Annotated in this window: 14 protein-coding genes and 1 tRNA gene; 6 read left to right on the top strand and 9 right to left on the bottom strand. The window is 70.7% G+C overall.

The genetic code is table 11. The features are described from left to right. Positions 1–7: 7 nt before the first annotated feature. Positions 8–388 (bottom strand): YybH family protein, encoded by a 381-nt coding sequence (locus KZC52_RS07695; protein WP_247623460.1) that lies wholly within the window; start codon positions 386–388, stop codon positions 8–10. 122 nt (positions 389–510) lie between these two features. Here KZC52_RS07695 and serS point away from each other — a divergent pair, with 122 nt between their 5' ends. The 4 genes from serS (at position 511) to KZC52_RS07675 (ending at position 4,112) form a co-directional block, all read left to right on the top strand. Then, on the top strand, positions 511–1,830 hold the full coding sequence (serS, locus tag KZC52_RS07690; protein ID WP_247623459.1) for a serine--tRNA ligase: 1,320 nt from the start codon (positions 511–513) through the stop codon (positions 1,828–1,830). Further along, positions 1,827–2,648 (top strand): HAD family hydrolase, encoded by an 822-nt coding sequence (locus KZC52_RS07685; protein WP_247623458.1) that lies wholly within the window; start codon positions 1,827–1,829, stop codon positions 2,646–2,648. The genes serS and KZC52_RS07685 overlap by 4 nt, the downstream gene beginning before the upstream one ends. Positions 2,649–2,690: 42 nt before the next feature. After that, positions 2,691–2,775, top strand: a tRNA-Ser gene (locus KZC52_RS07680). Positions 2,776–2,825: 50 nt separating this feature from the next. Next, positions 2,826–4,112 (top strand): LCP family protein, encoded by a 1,287-nt coding sequence (locus tag KZC52_RS07675; RefSeq protein ID WP_247623457.1) that lies wholly within the window; start codon positions 2,826–2,828, stop codon positions 4,110–4,112. 7 nt (positions 4,113–4,119) lie between these two features. Here the strand turns inward: KZC52_RS07675 and KZC52_RS07670 are convergent, their stop codons facing one another. From KZC52_RS07670 to rhaI, 3 genes are read right to left on the bottom strand one after another with little or no spacing between them, the layout of a single operon-like run. After that, positions 4,120–5,529, bottom strand: a complete 1,410-nt coding sequence (locus KZC52_RS07670; RefSeq protein WP_247623456.1) for a rhamnulokinase — start codon at positions 5,527–5,529, stop codon at positions 4,120–4,122. Further along, on the bottom strand, positions 5,526–7,562 hold the full coding sequence (locus KZC52_RS07665; RefSeq protein WP_247623455.1) for a bifunctional aldolase/short-chain dehydrogenase: 2,037 nt from the start codon (positions 7,560–7,562) through the stop codon (positions 5,526–5,528). Before KZC52_RS07665 ends, KZC52_RS07670 begins: the two co-directional genes overlap by 4 nt. Before the next feature lie 40 nt (positions 7,563–7,602). Continuing rightward, a complete protein-coding gene (rhaI, locus tag KZC52_RS07660) occupies positions 7,603–8,769 on the bottom strand; it encodes an L-rhamnose isomerase (RefSeq protein ID WP_247624729.1) in 1,167 nt (388 codons plus the stop codon). A gap of 98 nt (positions 8,770–8,867) precedes the next feature. On the opposite strand from rhaI, the gene KZC52_RS07655 reads away from it, so the two are divergent. Beyond that, on the top strand, positions 8,868–9,581 hold the full coding sequence (locus KZC52_RS07655) for a HEAT repeat domain-containing protein (RefSeq protein WP_247623454.1): 714 nt from the start codon (positions 8,868–8,870) through the stop codon (positions 9,579–9,581). Positions 9,582–9,590: 9 nt separating this feature from the next. Next, on the top strand, positions 9,591–10,058 hold the full coding sequence (locus KZC52_RS07650; RefSeq protein ID WP_247623453.1) for a hypothetical protein: 468 nt from the start codon (positions 9,591–9,593) through the stop codon (positions 10,056–10,058). Here the strand turns inward: KZC52_RS07650 and KZC52_RS07645 are convergent. The 5 genes from KZC52_RS07645 to KZC52_RS07625 are packed head-to-tail and all read right to left on the bottom strand — an operon-like array spanning position 10,055 to position 17,878. Beyond that, a complete protein-coding gene (locus KZC52_RS07645) occupies positions 10,055–11,326 on the bottom strand; it encodes a four-carbon acid sugar kinase family protein (protein WP_247623452.1) in 1,272 nt (423 codons plus the stop codon). The genes KZC52_RS07650 and KZC52_RS07645 overlap by 4 nt on opposite strands. After that, entirely contained in the window at positions 11,319–12,572 is a 1,254-nt protein-coding gene (locus tag KZC52_RS07640) for a RuBisCO large subunit C-terminal-like domain-containing protein (protein WP_247623451.1), read from the bottom strand. Before KZC52_RS07640 ends, KZC52_RS07645 begins: the two co-directional genes overlap by 8 nt. Before the next feature lie 4 nt (positions 12,573–12,576). Next, entirely contained in the window at positions 12,577–14,559 is a 1,983-nt protein-coding gene (locus KZC52_RS07635; protein ID WP_247623450.1) for a glycoside hydrolase family 127 protein, read from the bottom strand. Then, the gene (locus KZC52_RS07630) at positions 14,556–15,245 is read right to left on the bottom strand and encodes an aspartate/glutamate racemase family protein (protein ID WP_247623449.1); all 690 of its coding nucleotides are present in this window, start codon (positions 15,243–15,245) and stop codon (positions 14,556–14,558) included. Before KZC52_RS07630 ends, KZC52_RS07635 begins: the two co-directional genes overlap by 4 nt. Continuing rightward, complete coding sequence (locus tag KZC52_RS07625; protein ID WP_247623448.1) at positions 15,242–17,878, bottom strand: family 78 glycoside hydrolase catalytic domain; 2,637 nt, start codon at positions 17,876–17,878, stop codon at positions 15,242–15,244. The genes KZC52_RS07630 and KZC52_RS07625 overlap by 4 nt, the downstream gene beginning before the upstream one ends. Positions 17,879–17,969: the final 91 nt, after the last annotated feature.

Here is a 17,969-nt window from a genome sequence, read left to right as displayed (position 1 = left end):
GCGCGGGTCAGACGGTGCCGAAGGGGTTGTCGACCGCGTAGCGCCAGCCGTGCTCCTCATCGAAGACGGCCACGTCGGCGGTCGTGCCGGCGAGGGCGATCTCGGATCCGTCGGGGCCTGTGCCCGTGATCGTCCAGTCGGCGATCGCGAGGCCGGTGCCGGCGCTCTCGAACACGTGGCGGACGGTCATCGAGATCGGCAGGTCGAGACCGAGGAACTGCTCGAGCGCGCCGCGGACGGCGGCCTCGCCGGTCACCGGGGTGCCGGGAGCCGGGACGAAGACGACGTCGGCGGTGTTCAGGGCCATCAGGCCGTCGAGGTCGCGGGCGTTGAAGCGGTCGGCGAAGGCCAGGTTCAGCTGGTCGAGCGAGGTGACACGGGTGGTCATGGGTATTCCTTCCACAGCGGCGATCGGCCGGATGCCGACCACCGAGGAGAAAGACGATGCACGGCCCCGGGTGTGACATCCGGCGAGCCTGAGGGGGTGGGAGACCCCCGTAGAATCGTGGAATGATCGACCTCGCTCTTCTCCGCGACCACCCTGATCTCGTCCGCCGCTCGCAGGCCGCGCGCGGCAACGACCAGGCCACCGTCGACATCGCACTCGAGGCCGATCGATCGCGCCGCGCGGCGCTCGCCGCGTTCGAGGAGCTGCGGGCCGAGCAGAACGCGTTCGGTAAGGTCATCGCCAAGGCGCCGAAGGAGGAGAAGCCCGCGCTCGTCGCGCAGGGCAAGGAGCTCGCCGAGCGCGTCAAGCAGGCGCAGCAGGTCGCGAACGACGCCGGAGAGGCAGCATCCGCCGCCCTGGCCCGCATCGAGAACGTCGTGATCGACGGCGTGCCCGCCGGTGGCGAGGCCGACTTCGTCGAGCTGCGTCGCGTCGGCGAGGTGCCCTCGTTCGACTTCGAGCCGCGCGACCACCTCGAGATCGGCGAGATCCTCGGGGCGATCGACATGGAGCGCGGGGCGAAGGTCTCGGGCGCCCGCTTCTACTTCCTGCGCGGCATCGGCGCCCGTCTCGAGATCGCGCTCATGAACCTCGCGCTCGACAAAGCGCTGCAGAACGGCTTCGTGCCGCTCATCACGCCGACGCTCGTGCGCCCCGAGATCATGCAGGGCACCGGCTTCCTCGGCGAGCACGCCGACGAGGTCTACCACCTCGACAAGGGCGACGACCTCTACCTCGTCGGCACCAGCGAGGTCGCCCTCGCCGGGTACCACAAGGACGAGATCGTCGACCTGTCGGACGGCGCGCTGCGCTATGCCGGCTGGTCGACCTGCTACCGCCGCGAGGCCGGATCGCACGGCAAGGACACCCGCGGCATCATCCGCGTGCACCAGTTCAACAAGCTCGAGATGTTCGTCTACACGGAGGCGGAGGATGCCGAGGCCGAGCACCTGCGCCTCGTGGCCCTGCAGGAGGAGATGCTGACCTCGCTCGGCCTCGCCTACCGCGTGATCGACGTCGCCGCGGGCGACCTCGGATCGAGCGCCGCGCGCAAGTACGACATCGAGGCCTGGGTGCCCACGCAGGGCGCGTTCCGCGAGCTGACGTCGACGTCGAACTGCACGACCTATCAGGCGCGCCGCCTCGACGTGCGCCACCGGCCGGTCGTCGACGGGGCGGACTCCGGCTCCGCACCGAAGACCCAGCACGTCGCGACGCTGAACGGCACGCTCGCGACCACCCGCTGGATCGTGGCGCTGCTCGAAACGCACCAGCAGGCCGACGGCTCGGTGCGCGTGCCCGAGGTGCTGCGCCCCTACCTCGGCGGGCTCGAGGTTCTGACGCCGGAGAACACGAAGGCGACGTCGAAGGTCACCGCATGACCGCGCCCTGGCTCGTCGCGCTCGACGTCGACGGCACCATCCTGCTCCAGGACGAGACGATGAGCCCGGGCGTTCCCGAGGCCGTCGCGCGCCTCCGCGATGCCGGTCACGTCGTGACGATCGCCACCGGTCGCAGCTGGATGGCCACCCGCCGGTACGTCGAGCAGCTCGAACTCGACGCCGAGTACGTCGTCTGCTCGAACGGCGCCGTCACGATGCGCCGCGTCGGCGACGACTGGGAGCGCTGGAACGTCGAGACCTTCGACCCCTCGCCCGCGCTCGCCCTTCTGCGCGAGCGCCTGCCGGACGCCCGCTACATGGTCGAGCTCGCCTCGGGCCAGCGGCTCTTCACCGACCAGCTCGACGACTGGACGCTCGACGGCGGCCGGCGGGTGAGCTTCGAGGAGCTCGCGGCCGAGCCCGTGTCGCGCATCGTCGTGGTCTCGCCCGGTCACGACGAGGAGGACTTCCATCGGCTGGTGGCGGATGCCGGCCTGAACGAGGTCTCGTACGCGATCGGGTGGACGGCCTGGCTCGACATCGCCCCGCAGGGGGTCGACAAGGGCACTGCGCTGGAGCGCGTGCGCGAAGAGCTCGGCCTCGTCGGGGAGCGCGTGCTCGTCGCGGGTGACGGGCGCAACGACATCGGCATGTTCGGCTGGGCGCGCACGCTCGGCGGGCGCGCGGTCGGCATGGGGCAGGCGCCGGCCGAGGTGAAGGATGCGGCATCCGAGATCACCGACGACGTCGTCGACGGCGGGCTGGCGAGTGCGCTGAATACACTTCCAGCGCCCGCCCAGGTCAGCGCGGGAGAATAGAACTCGGCTAGACTCACGGCTTGTCGGCAGATCCGTCTGTCGGGAGGGTTGTCCGAGCGGCCGATGGAGCTGGTCTTGAAAACCAGTGGGCAGAGATGTCTCGTGGGTTCGAATCCCACACCCTCCGCTTCCTGAGCCCGGTGCCCCCTCACCGCAGGCAGAACCGAAAGGCACCGTGTGACCGAGAACACCCGACGCCGTCGAACGATCGCGCGCCACGGCCAGTTGCACTCGCCGGGACCCCTCAGCCAGCTGCTGAAGTTCATCGCGATCGGACTCGCGGTGGTGCTGGTGAGCGGTGTGGGCGTTGCGGCGTACGTCGTATACGACCTGCGCAGCACGCAGCTCGCGAACTCCGTCGAACTCGAGGGCCAGTCGGCCGATGCGGTTCCGCCGGACATCAGCGAGTACGAGGGCGGATTCAACTTCGTGCTCGCGGGTGTCGACACCTGCGAAGAGGCGTACGCCGGCTATTTCGGTGACCGCTGCAGCGGCAACGACTCGGAGGGCAACCTCAACGACGTCAACCTGCTCGTGCACGTCTCCGATAACCCCCGCCGCATCACGGTCGTCAGCTTCCCGCGCGACCTCATGATCCCCATCCCCGAGTGCACCGACGACGACGGCAACGTGCACTCCGCGATGAGCAAGCAGCCGCTCAACGTGGCCTACAGCGACGGCGGTCTCAACTGCGTCGCGAAGACGATCTCCGAGCTCACCGGTCAAGAGGTGCAGTTCGCGGCATCCGTCACCTTCGGCGGCGTGATCGAGATCACGAACGCGATCGGCGGCGTCGACGTGTGCCTCGCAAACCCGATCCGCGATCGCTACACGGGCCTCGACCTGGCGGCCGGCACCCACACGGTGCAGGGCCTCGAGGCTCTGCAGTTCCTGCGCACCCGTCACGGTGTCGGCGACGGCAGCGACCTGGGCCGCATCGGCAACCAGCAGCAGTACATGTCGAGCCTGGCGCGCAAGCTCATCAGCGGCGAGACCCTCGGCAACGTGGGCACCATGCTGAAGCTCGCGCACGTCGGTCTCAGCAACCTCGAGACGAGCACGACGCTGGACGACCCGATGACGATCGTGCAGATCGCCCTCGCGGTCAAGGAGGTCCCGTTCGAGGACATCGTGTTCGTGCAGTACCCGACGGGCACCGACTCGCAGAACGCCAACAAGGTGGTGCCGAACTACACGGCCGCCGGCGATCTCTTCGACGCGATCGAGGCGAACGCGCAGCTGCAGATCACGCACCAGAACACCAGCAACGACGGTGTGATCGTGCAGGAGCCCACGCCTGCCGAGACGACCCCCGAGGAGACGGCCCCCACCGAGGAGACGGCTCCGACCGAGGAGGCTGCTCCGACCGAGCCGGCGACGCCCGACAACGTCGTGGCGCTCCCCGACACCATCAAGGGCAACTCGGCCGCGCAGCAGACCTGCTCGAACGGCAACGTGCGCTGACCGACGGTCAGGTGTGCGGCGTGTAGCGCACGGGGGCATGCGTCGCGGCCACGAGGGCACGCAGCTCCTCGAGCGTCGCCGGCGCTGCACCGAGCGCCCGCGCCTGCACGAGCACGTTGCCGAGCGCTGTGGCCTCGACGGGGCCGGCGAGCACCGGGAGCCCGGTGCGGTCGGCGGTCGCCTGGCACAGCAGGGTGTTGAGGGATCCGCCGCCGACGATGTGCACGACGTCGAGGCGGCGCCCGGTGAGAGCGGATGCCGTCGCCACAGCTTCTGCGAACGCCACCGCGATCGACTCGACGATGCTGCGCGCGAACGCGGGTCGGTCGGTCGGGGCCGTCTGCCCGCTCGCGGCGAGCAGGGCGCCGATACGCGCGGGCATGCCACCCGGCGCCGAGAGCGACGGGTCGTTCGCGTCGAAGGTCGGCACGGGTGCGGTGACGGCGGATGCCGCGGCCAGCAGAGCGACCAGATCGATCGGAGCGCCGTCCTCGGCCTCCCAGGCCCGCACGGTCTCGCTCAGCAGCCACAGGCCCGCCACGTTGTGCAGGAACCGGAAACGCCCGTCGACACCGCGCTCGTGCGTGAAGTTCGCCGCGCGGGCGGCATCCGTCAGCACGGGCTCCGCGAGCTCGACGCCGACGAGTCCCCACGTGCCGCACGAGATGTACGCGGCGGAGGGAGACGTCATCGGAACCGCGGCGACGGCGGAGGCCGTGTCGTGCGAGCCGACCGCGATCACCGGGAGGTCGGCGCCGATCCGGCGGGCGATCTGCGGACGCAGGGTGCCGATGAGCGCGCCGGGGTCGACGAGTGCGGGCAGGAGCGCGGGAGCGATGCCGAGACGGGAGGCGAGGTCGGTGTCCCACTCCGCGTCGTCGACGCGGAGGAGCCCGGTGGTCGAGGCATTGGTGCGCTCGGCCACGCGCGCGCCCGTGAGGAGGAAGGCGAGCAGGTCGGGCACGAGCAGCGCGCTCTCGGCCTCGGGAGCGCGGTCGTCGACGCGCAGCTGATAGAGCGTGTTGAACGGCAGGAACTGCAGGCCGTTGCGGCGGTAGAGCTCGTCGAACGCGACGATCTCGTGCACCTCCGCGACGCCGCGAGCGGATCGCTCGTCGCGGTAGTGGAACGGCTCGGCGAGCACTTTCCCGCCCGCGATCAGCCCGTAGTCGACGGCCCAGGAATCGATCCCGATGCTCTCGATCCCGGGCTCGCGGCGGACCGCCTCGGCCAGGCCGTCGAGCACGTTCTCGGAGAGGGCCTCGAAGTCCCAGTGCAGGCCGTCGGCGCGTTCGACGGGACCGTTCGGGAACCGCGAGACGGGCTCGAGGTCGAGCACGCCGTCGCCGATGCGGCCGATCATCACCCGGCCGCTGGTCGCGCCGAGGTCGACGGCCGCGACGGCGCGGGTGCTCATCGCAGGAACGCGGCGGCGACGCCGGAGTCGACCGGGATGTGCAGGCCGGTGGTGCGGCTCAGTTCGGGGCCGGTCAGCACGTACACGGCATCCGCCACGTTCTCGGGAACGACCTCGCGCTTGAGGATCGTGCGGTTGGCGTAGAACTGGCCGAGGTCCTCTTCGGCGACCCCGTAGGTCGCGGCGCGGTTGGCGCCCCAGCCCGAGGCGAAGATGCCCGAGCCGCGCACGACGCCGTCGGGGTTGATCCCGTTGACGCGGATGCCGTACTCCCCGAGCTCGACCGCCAACAGCCGCACCTGGTGGGCCTGGTCGGCCTTGGTCGCCGAGTACGCGATGTTGTTCGGACCGGCGAAGACGGAGTTCTTCGACGAGATGTAGATGATGTCGCCGCCGAGCTTCTGGTCGATGAGCACACGCGCGGCGGCCTTCGACACGAGGAACGAGCCCTTCGCCATGACGTCGTGCTGCAGATCCCAGTCCTTCTCGGTGGTCTCGAGCAGCGGCTTCGAGAGCGAGAGGCCGGCGTTGTTGACGACGAGGTCCACGCCGCCGAACGCGAGTACGGCGTCGTTCAGAGCCGCCTGGATCGCGTCGGCATCCGCCACGTTCGCCGCGACGCCGATCGCGACGTCGGTGCCTCCGAGCTCCGTCGCCGCGGCCTGCGCCTTCTCGAGGTCGAGGTCGGCGATGACGACGCAGGCGCCCTCGGCCGCGAGACGGGTGGCGATGGCCTTGCCGATGCCGGACGCCGCGCCGGTCACGAACGCGATGCGCCCCTGGTGCGACTTCGGCTTCGGCATCCGCTGCAGCTTGGCCTCCTCCAGCGCCCAGTACTCGATGTCGAACTTCTCGGCATCGGAGATGGGGGAGTAGGTCGAGAGCGCCTCGGCCCCGCGCATGACGTTGATCGCGTTGACGTAGAACTCGCCGGCGACGCGCGCCGTCTGCTTGTTCGCGCCGTACGAGAACATGCCCACGCCGGGAACGAGCACGATGAGCGGGTCGGCGCCGCGGATCGCGGGCGACTCGGCGGTCGCATGTGCGTCGTAGTACGCCTGGTAGTCGGCGCGGTATTCGGCGTGCAGCTCGTGCAGGCGCGCGATCTGCTCCTCGGCGGATGCCGTGGCCGGCAGGTCGAGGATCAGCGGCTTGACCTTGGTGCGCAGGAAGTGGTCGGGGCAGCTCGTGCCGAGCGCGGCGAGGGCCGGGGCTTTCTCGGAGGCGAGGAAGTCGAGCACCTCCGCGGCATCCGTGAAGTGGCCGACCATCGCGCGGTCGTGCGAGGCGATGCCGCGGATCGTGCCGGCCAGAGCGGCGGCGCGCTCGCGGCGCTCGCCGGACGGCAGTGCCTCGAAGCCGGTGCGGACGCCGCCGAACGGGTCGGTCTTCCCGTGCTCGGCGATGTACGAGGCTGCGGTGTCGATGATCCACAGCGAGTTCGCCTCGGCTTCGTCGGACGTGTCGCCCCACGCCGTGATGCCGTGGCCGCCGAGGATGCAGCCGATCGCCTGGGGGTTCGCCTTCTTGATCTCGGCGATGTCGAGTCCGAGCTGGAAGCCCGGGCGGCGCCACGGCACCCACACGACCTTCTCGCCGAAGATCTTCGAGGTCAGGGCCTCGCCGTCGGCGGCGGTCGCGATCGCGATGCCGGAGTCGGGGTGCAGGTGGTCGACGTGCGCGGCATCCACGAGTCCGTGCATGGCCGTGTCGATCGAAGGAGCGGCTCCGCCCTTGCCGTGCAGGCAGTAGTCGAATGCCGCGACCATCTCGTCTTCGCGGTCGATGCCGGGGTACACGTCGACCAGCGCGCGCATGCGGTCGAGACGCAGCACGGCCAAGCCCTTCTCGGTGAGGGTGCCCAGGTCGCCGCCCGAGCCCTTCACCCACAGCAGCTCGACGTGCTGCCCCGTCACGGGGTCGATCTCGGTGCCCTTGGCGGAGGTATTGCCACCGGCGTAGTTGGTGTTCTTCGGGTCGGCGCCCAGGCGGTTGCTGCGCGCGATCAGGTCGGCGGCGGTCGGGTTCGTCATGAGTGGTGTTCCTTGATCGAGGGGTCGAGGGACGGCGCGCTCAGGCGCCCCAGCCGGCCTGCACGCCACCGACTCGTTCTGCGGCGATCTTCTGCTGGTAGCCGGATGCCGCGTAGGCGGCCATCGGGTCGGCGGCGAGGCCACGCGACTCGCGCCACTCAGCGAGGGCGGGGCGCACGTCGGTATAGAACGCGTCCATGAAGATCGCGTTCGCGGCGAGCACGTCGCCGGACTTCTGCGCGGCGGTGAGGGCGTCGCGGTCGACGAGCAGCGCGCGGGCGGTCATCTCCTGCACGTTGAGCACCGAGCGGATCTGGCCGGGGATCTTGTCTTCGACGTTGTGGCACTGGTCGAGCATGAACGCGACATCGGGGTTGTTCAGACCGCCGCCGCGCACGACCTCGAAGAGGATGCGGAAGAGCTGGAACGGGTCGGCGGCGCCGACGATCAGGTCGTCATCGGCGTAGAAGCGCGAGTTGAAGTCGAACGATCCGAGCTTGCCGAGGCGCAGCAGCTGCATGACGATGAACTCGATGTTCGTGCCGGGGGCGTGGTGGCCGGTGTCGAGGCAGACGGATGCCTTGTCGCCGAGCGAGACCACCTGCGCGTACGAGGTGCCCCAGTCGGGAACATCGGTGTGATAGAACGCCGGCTCGAAGAACTTGTACTCCAGCACGAGTCGCTGGTCGTCGCCGAGGCGGGCGTAGATCTGCTGGAGCGATTCCTGCAGGCGGTCCTGGCGGCCACGCAGGTCGGCCTGGCCGGGGTAGTTCGATCCCTCGGCGAGCCAGATCTTGAGGTCGCGGCTGCCGGTGGCATCCATGACGTCGATGCACGCGAGGTGGTGGTCGATCGCCTTCCGGCGGATCGCGGCGTCTTCATGGGTGAGGGCGCCGAACTTGTAGTCGTCGTCCTGGAAGGTGTTGGAGTTGACCGTGCCGAGCGTCACGCCGAGATCTTCGGCGTGCTTGCGCAGGTCGGAGAACGAGTCGACGAGGTCCCACGGGATGTGCAGCGCCACGCTCGGCGCCAGAGCCGTGTAGGTGTTGACCTGCGCGGCATCCGCGATCTTCTCCCACGGGTCGCGCGGCGTGCCGGGGGTGCCGAACACCTTGAAGCGCGTGCCGGAGTTGCCGAAAGCCCAGCTGGGAAGCTCGATGCCCTGCTTCTCGAGCGCGGCGAGGTGGTCAGGGGTGAGGACGGACATTGTCACTCGCTTTCTGTAAAGATGAATCGTTTCATAAGTTACGGCAGTACGAGAGATCCGTCAACTGCCGACGGCAAGCGAATGGGTATCATCGGGCGATGACCGACGACGTCGAATGGGAGACGAGGCTTCGGGCGCTCCCCTCCACCGGGTGGCCCGAATTCCTCATCGCGCATTCCGGGCTTCCCGGTCCCCGCGCGAACCTCGCACTCGTCTCCGCAGTAGCTCGCACAGCCGAACCGGCGGTGATAGCCGAACTCGAGAAGACCGATGACGAGTTCGCGATGATGTGCGTCGCCGCATCCCGCGGTGCTCGATCCGACGACGCCGACGTCCTCAGGCGACTGCGTGGCCACGCCGAGGACCAGCGGTGGCGCGTCCGCGAAGGAGCGGTCATCGGTCTGCAGCTTCTCGGCGATCGGGACATCGCCGCGCTTCTCTCCATCGTGAAGTCCTGGGCGGAGGAGACCGATCCGCTCCTCCAGCGCGCGGCGGTTGCGGCGATCTGCGAGCCGCGGCTGCTGCGCGACCCGCGAACGGTCGGCGATGCTCTCGGCGTCTGCGCGACGACCACGGCGCGCTTCGTCACCTGGCCGAGCGAGCGCCGTCGTGCTCCGGACGTGCGAGTCCTGCGCCAGACCCTCGGCTACTGCTGGAGCGTCGTCGTGTCGGCGGACCCCGACATAGCCCTGGACGCCTTCCTCGGGCTGGATTCCGACCATCCCGACGTGGGCTGGATCGTCGCGCAGAATCTGCGCAAGAGTCGTCTCTCCCGGATCCTGCGCGACAGAGGTGAAGGGGTGGCTCGGTAGCCTGTGGCCATGGGATTCTCACCGTGGGGCTTGGGTATTTCCCTGGCGGTGCTGGCTCCCACGTTTCTGCTGTGGTTGCTTCCGCCGCGGTCGCCGCTCCCCCGACCGCGAGTTCCCGGCGTGCTCGCCGTGCTGGAGCGCAGCGGCCAAGCGCTGTGCCTGGTCGTGCCGGCCGTCACGCTCCCCGGCGCGATGAGCGTGTGGTGGGCGGTGCCCGGCGGGCTGGCGCTGGTCGCGTACTACGCCCTGTGGGCACGGTACGTCGTCGAGCGCACCCCGGATTCGCTCTATCGGCGAACGTGGGCGCTGCCGGTACCGATGGCCGCGCTCCCCGTGCTGGTCTACCTCGCTGCGAGTGGGCTGCTGGGCAATCCGTTCATCGCCGCCAGCGCTGTCGTGCTTGCGGCGGGGCACGTGCCGACATCTCTGATCATCGCGAAGGAACTGCGCACGCCACCCGATCGACGCGCGCTCTAGCGAGCCCCACCCCGCACCGCCTCGAACAGCCCGTCGTCGCCGACCTGCCCGCCCTTGAGGAGCACTTCGACGCCGTCGACCGAGGGATCGTCACTGCGGGCACGCAGCACCACCACGTTCGCGCCGGGATTCGCGGCGATCGACAGGCTCGCGATGCCGAGCGAGCGCACGACGCGGCTCGACGTGTCGCCGCCGCAGACGATCAGGCGGCGGGTCGCCCCGGCGCCGAGAGCCCCGCGGATGACGGACGTCGCCGCATCGGCGATCGCCGCCAGTACCTCGGGATGACCGGCGAACGCCGGGGCATCCTCCGACGAGAGGGCGACGCTGCGGCCCGCGCGCAACAGCGCGACGACCTCGGTCTGTGCGTCGGCATCCGGGGAGAGCGGGCGCACTGCCCAGCCGGCCGCCTGCGCCGCGGCGATCTGGCGCCGGGTCTGCGGCGAGCGGCTGCCGGACACGGCCAGCACCGGGCCGCCGGCGGTGCGTTCGTCGGCGAGGGCGGATGCCGGACGCCCGAGCGCGAGCGCCCTGCTGAGTCCGCCCGATCCGATCGCGAAGAGCGGATGCCGTTCAGTACTCAGCTCTTCCAACGCCGTGCCGATCAGCGCGAGATGCGCGTCGTCGATGGCGTCGAGCACGAGAGCGGCCGTGGGGGAGCCGTCGATCTCAGCGGCGAGCGACGACGCCGTCGAGTACCGGGTGAGCGGCACACCGTCGATCGGCAGCGGGGTCTGCCGCGAGAGGTGCGCCGCGAGGTCGGAGTCGTCCATCGGCGTCGACGGATGCTGAGACATGGTCGGCTGGCGGTCGAGCCGGTGCACGGTGCCGCCCTCGGCCGCGAAGTGGTGGCCGAAGACCGTGTAGCGGCCGAAGTCGGGCTGGGCGAAGAGCACCGGAACGGTTCGTGAACCGAAGACCTCGCGGCCGATCTCGAGCACCCGGCCGAGGCTCCCGACGGTCGGAGAGGAGTCGGCCGTGGAGCACGCCTTGTACTGAACGATGCGGGGCGACAGGTCGCGCAGGGCCGTGAGAGCGGGGCGCACTTCGGCATCCAGCGCATCCGGCGAGAGCGAGCGGGCGATGCCGGCGATCCCGACCACCTCGTGCGAGCCGGCGGCATCCGCGAGAGCCGCGTCCGAGGGCGTGCCGATGAACAGGCATCCGCGCACCCCGTGCCGGGCGAACTGCAGCAGCACGTCGACGCTGCCGGTGACGTCGTCGCCGTAGTAGCCGACGGCCGGCGGGGACAGCGGCGAATCAGCCACGGACCGCCCCGAAACGCTCGGTCGCCCGACGCAGTTCGGGCGATGCCGCCAGCGCCTGCGCGGTCGTCTCACCGCGCTCGGCCGAGGCCCAGGCGGCGCGCATGCTCTCGACGCCGGCCGCGGCGCCGTCGGGATGACCGTGGATGCCGCCGCCCGCGAGCACGAGCAGATCCGACGACCCGACCGCGCGACGGGTCGCATGGGCGAGCCCTCCCCACTGGCCCGACGACAACACCGGCACCGTGTCGCCCACCCCGTCGAGCGGCGTGCGCACAACGGCGATCGACGCGAGCACCTCGTCGTCGGACTCGTAGAACTTGTTCGAGATGCCGTTGGTGTGCAGATGGTCGGCGCCGCTGAGCCGCGCGAGCTTCTGCCAGGCTCGGAACGAGAAGCCGACCTGCGGGGAGCGGCTGATCGCGCCGAACATCGCGCGGTGGCCATGGATCGGCACCTGCGTGAAGCGCCGCACGTGCGCGAGGCCCGCGAGGCCCACCATATTGATGCACACCATGACGCAGGTACCCCCGGCGGCGACCACGAGGTCGTGGTTCTGCTCGAGCAGATGGATGTCGTCGGTGATGTTGAACGCGTACATGGGCATGCGCCCGGTGCGGTCGGCGTAGCGCTTCAGCACCGGCATCACGGCGGCCACCCGCTCGGCGAGCGGCGCGGTGGGGCCGTTGCCCTGCAGCTCGTCGTCCTTGATGAAGTCCACGCCCGCCTCGGCCAGCTCTCCCACCACCTCGGCGAGATCGGCCGGCGAGAGGCCGATGCTCGGCTTCACGATCGTGCCGATCAGCGCGCCGTCCGGGCGTCCCATCCGCTCGCGCGTGCCGGCGAGTCCGAAGCGGGGGCCGCCGTAGCGCTCGCCGAAGGCCGCGGGGAGGTCGAGGTCCACCAGCTTGACGGCCGCGAGCTCCTTGATCTCGAACAGGTTGCCGGCGACGGCCGCCTGCAGGTTCGGGATCGACGGCCCGAAGTTGTCGAGCGGAAAGCGCAGACGCATCCGGGCGCGCCGCCGCTGCGCCGGGTCACCGACGGTGCCGGGCAGGGCGCTGTCGCCGGTGAGGGGCAGCTCCTCGAGGTCGACGACCTGCGCCGCGAAGCGGGCGCGCAGATCGTCGGATTCGCGCTCGACCCGCACGAAGGTGCCGGTCGACTGCTCCCCGGCGAGGGTCTCGGCGGCCTGCTGCAGCGGCAGCGAGGTCTCGATGACGTAGGTCGCGGTGACGTGGTCGCTCATCGGGTCACCAGACGATCGGGAGCCAGACCGACATCTCGCCCGGGCCGCGATTGCCCCACGCGAAGTACGGCACGAGCCGGGTCGGGATCTCGACGAGCGGGGCCGCGTCGATGTCGGCGTAGAGGGCGTCGTCGGAGGTGCCGGGAATGGCCTGGAGCGTCGTCGTCACGGCGAGAAGGCGCTGCCCGTCGATCTCGATCCGTTCGGTGCCGAACGTCGCACCGCGGCGCAGCGCCGCCTGTTCGAGCAGAACGTCATCGGGGAGGTCGGCCTCCTCGACGCAGTAGACGACCGGACCGCGCTGCACGGCGACCTGGTTCGCGGCCTCCTCGGCGAGGCGGTGGGCGCGCAGCACGCGCACCGGCATCGGCAGATCGAGCACGATCTCGTCGCCGACCGCGAGGGGCCGATCGATCCGCGTGTAGGTTCCGGGAGCGCTCGCCGCGACGGGTTCGCCCGCGACCGTGAGCGCGGCATCCGACGACCATCCGGGGATGCGCAGGTGCACGGGCAGTCCGCCCGCTTCGACCGCGGTCACGGTGAAGACGATCCGTCCATCCCACGGGTAGTCGCTGTGTTCGGTGAGCGCGAGCATCCGCCCGTCGTCGAGCACGGCGTGCAGTTCGCTGCCGCCGTACTGGTGCACGTGCAGACCGGCCTCCGAGACGGACGCCGCACGCTCGTGCCACCGCGAGAGTGTCCTGGTCGTGTTCGGCGGACAGCAGAAGCAGCTGAGGTACCGCTCGCGCAGACGCTCGTCGGACTTCGGCGGGGCGGGCACCGGGTGCAGGCCCGTGTCGCCCGCACGACGCAGCTCGAAGGGCAGCTCGCGCACCTGACGCAGCGGGTTCGTGTAGAAGTACGAGGTGCCGTCGAGGCTGATCCCGGCGAGCAGCGCGTTGAAGGCGATCTGCTCGATCACGTCGGCGAAGCGCGCCTCGCCGGTGAGCGCCAGCATCCGCTCTGCCCAGAGGATCATGCCGATGTTCGCGCACGACTCGGCGTGCGCGGTGGTGTGGGGCAGCTGATACGCGCGGCCGTAGGCCTGGTGCACGCGGCTGATCTGCTCCTGCCACGGATGCCCGTCGGGCGAGGCGCCGTCGTAGAGCGCGCCGCAACCTCCGGTGATGTAGAGCTTGGTGTCGATCACGTCGTCCCAGAGCCGCGTGAGCACCTCGAGGATGTCGGCGTCCCCGGTCTCGAGAGCGAGGTCGGCGAGCCCGGCGTACAGGTAGTTCGCCCGCACGGCGTGCCCGGCGACCACGTACTGCTCGCGCACGGGGAGGCGATCCTGGTTGTCGTCACCGCCCTGGAAGTCGTCGCGTACGCGCAGGAACGCCTGGGCGAGCCCGAGCCAGCGGCGGTCGTCGGTCGCGCGGTACAGCTCGATCACGGCCATGTAGTGCGAGGGGCAGATCGCACTGCGGGCGAGCTCGACCGGCTTGTTCTCGGCGAGATCCTCGAGGTACCCGGCGGCGCGCACGGCGACATCGAGCAGCAGCGGCGATCGGGTGACTTCGTGATGGCGCACGCACATCGTGATGAGGTGGCCGAGGTTGTAGGTCTCGAAGTGGAACCGGTCGGCGAGGTCGGTGGCCGCCGCCGGCCCGAGCGCCGCGATCAGCGTGGGCGTGTGCAGGTACCCGTCGGCGCGCTGCACCGAGGCGATGAGTCGTGCCAGTTCGTCGATCGTCTCGGCGAGGGCCGGATCGGAGCGCACCTCGAGCTGGGCGATCGCGGCTTCCATCCACTTGTAGAAGTCGCCGTCCATGAAGGGCGGTCCGACGTGCTCGCCCGGCTCGAGGCCGGCGGCGATGCGGAAGTTGCGCAGCCCCGCGCTCACGGCGGGATCGCGGAGCGAGTCCCACATCGACGGAACGGTGACGTCGCGGGTGCGCTCCTGCACGGCGCCCCAGAAACCGCTCGCCCAGCGAGCGTGGTCGGTGCCGAGCGGAGTCAGCGTGCGCGGTCGTATGCCGGTGGTCATCGGGCGTCCTCCGGGGTCGCGGTGCGGGTATCGGGATCGTCGTTCGCGAGCAGCTCGGCGAGTCGTGCGACCCCCGGCGCGATGCTGGTGAGCACCGGCACGGTGACGCGGGCGCTCTCGGCCGCCGAGGCCATCGAGGCCTGGGCGAGCACGACGACGTCGGCGTGGGCGGCCAGGCGTTCGATCGCAGCGGCGACGAGTGCGTCGTGCTGCGGGCGATCCCCTCCCGAGACCGCGGCGAACGCCCCGTCGACGACCTCGTCGAGGATCGTCGGCTCGACACCGGCGATCGCGGCGCGCTCGCGCAGCAGCGCGACGGTCGGGGCGAGGGTGGTCGGGAGGGTGGCGATCACGGCGATGCGTTCGCCCGTGGCGACGGCCCGATCGGCCATCGCCTCGTCGATGCGCAGCACGGGGATGCCGGCACGCTCGGCGGTGGGAGCCGCGTAGCCCGAGATCGACGAGCACGTGAGCATGACGACGTCGGCTCCGGCATCGCGCGCGGCGCCGGCGAGGTGCGCGAGACGGTCGGCGACGGATGCCGCGCGCTCCGCGTCGCCCAGATCGGCGACGATCCGGTCGTCGAGGTAGTTCACGAACGTCGCGTCGGGCAGGGCCGCGCGGGCGGCGTCGACGACCGGGGCGATCACGACGGCCCCGGTGTGCAGGAAGGCGACGCGGGTCATGCGGTCACCTCCGCGGCGGAGTCGGTGGCGTCGGCGTCCGCTCTGTCGACCGCGACGGAACGCGTGTGCGTGCCGTGCCCGACTTCTTCCTCGGGCTGTCCCGGGAGGGCGAGCACGCCGGTGGTGCCGACGGGCAGCTCGGCGGTGACGTGGAGCACGCCGGCGTCGATCCGCCACGAGACCGCGGCCTCGCCGAACGGGGTGCGGTGTCGGGCCGATGCCGAGGTGAGCCCTCCGCCGGGGCGCGGCGCGACGCGAATGCGACGGTAGCCCGGGGCATCGGCGGCGAGGCCGGCTACCACGCGGTGCATCCAGTCGACCACGGCGCCGAGCGCGTAGTGGTTGAACGAGGTCATCGACCCGGGGTTCACCGAGCCGTCGGGGCGCATCGAGTCCCAGCGCTCCCAGACCGTCGTCGCGCCCATGCCCACCTGGTACAGCCACGACGGGCACTCCTTCTCGAGGAGAAGGTCGTAGGCGGCGTCGAGCTGACCGTTCGCGCTGAGGGCGTCGGTCACGAGCGGCGTGCCCACGAACCCGGTGCCGATGCGGTTGCCCCCGGCGCGCACGAGCGCCGCGAGCCGGGCGGCGGCGGGGGAGCGCAGCTCGTCGGGGAGCAGGTCGAACTCGAGGGCGAGCGCGTAGGCGGTCTGCGCGTCGGAGGTCATCCGCCCGTCGTCGCCCACATAGGCGCCGATGAACGCCGCCTTCGCCTCGGCGGCGAGGGCGGTGTAGTGCGCGGCCTCCGTCGTCTCGCCCAGCGTCGCGGCCATGTCGGCGACCAGCCGTGCCGAGTACGCGAAGTAGCCCGAGGCGACGAGGTAGCGATCGGTGAGGGCGTCGGCCGGGTCGTGCGGGGGAGCAGCAGGGTCGAGCCAGTCGCCGAGCTGGAACCCGGTGTCCCACAGCCGCGAGGGACCCGCGATCTCGGCCTGCAGATCGACCCACGCGCGGGCGCTGTCGAACTGCGCGCGCAGCACGCCCTCATCGCCGAAGCGGCGGTGCAGGGTCCACGGCACGATGGTCGCGGCATCGCCCCAGGCGGCACCCGGGCGCTGCGGGGTCCACATGGTGTCGGCCGGGATGACGGGCACGTACCAGGGCACGGTGCCGTCGGGCAGTTGCTCGGCCTCCAGGTCGCGCAGCCAGCCGGCGAGCATGCCGGAGGAGTCGTACAGGAAGGATGCTGCCGGCGCGAACACCTGGATGTCGCCGGTCCATCCCAGGCGCTCGTCGCGCTGCGGGCAATCGGAGGGGATGTCGACGAAGTTTCCCCGCATGCCCCAGACGACGTTCTCGTGCAGGCGGTCGAGCTGGGGGTTCGAGGATTCGAACCAGCCCGTGCGCTCCATGTCGGTGTGCAGCACGCGGGCGACGAGAGCGCCGGCCGCGGCATCCGCATCGATGTCGCCGGGCCAGCCGTCGACCTCCACGTAGCGGAAGCCGTGATAGGTGAAGCGCGGTTCCCACTCCTCGCCCTCGGGGCGCCCGGCGAACGTGTAGACGTCGGTCGAGACCGCGTCGCGCAGCGGGCGCGTGTAGAGCTCGTCGTCCTGTAGCACCTCGGCGGTGCGGAGCGTCACGGTCGTGCCCGCGGCGGCCGTGGAGCGCAGGCGCACGACGCCGACGAGGTTCTGCCCGAAGTCGAGCACGCGCTTGCCGGCCGGGGTGCGCAGCACGGTGACCGGGTGCACCTCCTCGGTCACGCGCACGGGCGGGCCGGTCGGTGCCACGAGCGTCGCGGGGTCGCGGCGGCGCAGCTGCACGCGCTGCCAGTCGCCGTCGTCGTACCCCGCGCGGCTCCACCCCGGCAGCTCCTCGCGGGCGTCGTAGGTTTCGCCGTCGTAGATTCCCGAGTGCAGGATCGGGCTCGGCGCCGACCGCCACCGCGTGTCGGTTGCGACGGTCTCGGTCGTGCCGTCGGCGTAGGTGAGCTCGAGCTGACCGATGAAGGAGAGATCGTCGCCGAAGACGTTGCGGAAGCCGCCGCGCCACCCGAGACGACCGCGGTACCAGCCGTCGCCGAGCCACGCGCCGATCGCGTTGTCGCCCTCGGCGAGCAGGTCTGTCACGTCGTAGGTGTAGTAGCGCAGGCGCTCGCGGTAGACGGTCCAGCCGGGGGAGAGCACGTCGGTGCCGACACGCTCGCCGTTGATCTCGGCCTGGTAGAGACCGTGGGCCGACGCATAGAGGCGGGCGCGCACGAGGTCGGGGCGCACGGTGAAGTCGCGGCGGACGAGCGCGGGCCGGCGGTCGTCGCGCATCGGGTTCTCGTTCCAGATCGCGCCGATGGGGCCCGCGGTCCAATCCTCGGGGTGCAGCAGTCCGGTCTCGACCGTGGCCCAGGGGCTCGGGTCGCTCCATTCGCCGTCGGTGCCGCGCACCCGCACGCGCACGGATGCCCGGGCGCGCGAGTGGAGTGCCCGACCCGGCCACGGCACGAGCACCTGCGCGTCGGAGTCGATCTCGAAGGTTTCGACGGCGCCATCGGTGTCGATCTCGATGCGGGAGGCGGCGTGCGTCCATCCGGTGGGAGCGGTGTCGATCACCCACGACAGGCGCGGGCGTGACTCGCCGATGCCCAGGGGCTCGCGGTGATGCTCGAAGCGAACGGCGGATACGGTGGCCGGCATTGGACACTCCCAAGATTTCGAAACGTTTCAGAGACGCAGACAAAGCGTTGTCGTAGCGAATCGCGTTAGAATTGTGACGTTTCAATACTAG

The sequence above is a fragment of the Microbacterium galbinum genome (genome assembly GCF_023091225.1).
Classification (GTDB): domain Bacteria; phylum Actinomycetota; class Actinomycetes; order Actinomycetales; family Microbacteriaceae; genus Microbacterium; species Microbacterium galbinum.
Note: the sequence above shows the minus strand (reverse complement) of the source record. Positions and strands in the feature narration are given on the sequence as shown.

Coding starts and splice junctions, on each gene's coding strand:
- KZC52_RS07640 (WP_247623451.1), bottom strand. CDS start 12,572: ATGAGCGACCACGTCACCGCGACCTACGTCATCGAGACCTCGCTGCCG.
- KZC52_RS07630 (WP_247623449.1), bottom strand. CDS start 15,245: ATGACCCGCGTCGCCTTCCTGCACACCGGGGCCGTCGTGATCGCCCCG.
- KZC52_RS07685 (WP_247623458.1), top strand. CDS start 1,827: ATGACCGCGCCCTGGCTCGTCGCGCTCGACGTCGACGGCACCATCCTG.
- serS (WP_247623459.1), top strand. CDS start 511: ATGATCGACCTCGCTCTTCTCCGCGACCACCCTGATCTCGTCCGCCGC.
- KZC52_RS07635 (WP_247623450.1), bottom strand. CDS start 14,559: ATGACCACCGGCATACGACCGCGCACGCTGACTCCGCTCGGCACCGAC.
- KZC52_RS07655 (WP_247623454.1), top strand. CDS start 8,868: ATGACCGACGACGTCGAATGGGAGACGAGGCTTCGGGCGCTCCCCTCC.
- KZC52_RS07670 (WP_247623456.1), bottom strand. CDS start 5,529: ATGAGCACCCGCGCCGTCGCGGCCGTCGACCTCGGCGCGACCAGCGGC.
- rhaI (WP_247624729.1), bottom strand. CDS start 8,769: ATGTCCGTCCTCACCCCTGACCACCTCGCCGCGCTCGAGAAGCAGGGC.
- KZC52_RS07650 (WP_247623453.1), top strand. CDS start 9,591: ATGGGATTCTCACCGTGGGGCTTGGGTATTTCCCTGGCGGTGCTGGCT.
- KZC52_RS07695 (WP_247623460.1), bottom strand. CDS start 388: ATGACCACCCGTGTCACCTCGCTCGACCAGCTGAACCTGGCCTTCGCC.
- KZC52_RS07625 (WP_247623448.1), bottom strand. CDS start 17,878: ATGCCGGCCACCGTATCCGCCGTTCGCTTCGAGCATCACCGCGAGCCC.
- KZC52_RS07665 (WP_247623455.1), bottom strand. CDS start 7,562: ATGACGAACCCGACCGCCGCCGACCTGATCGCGCGCAGCAACCGCCTG.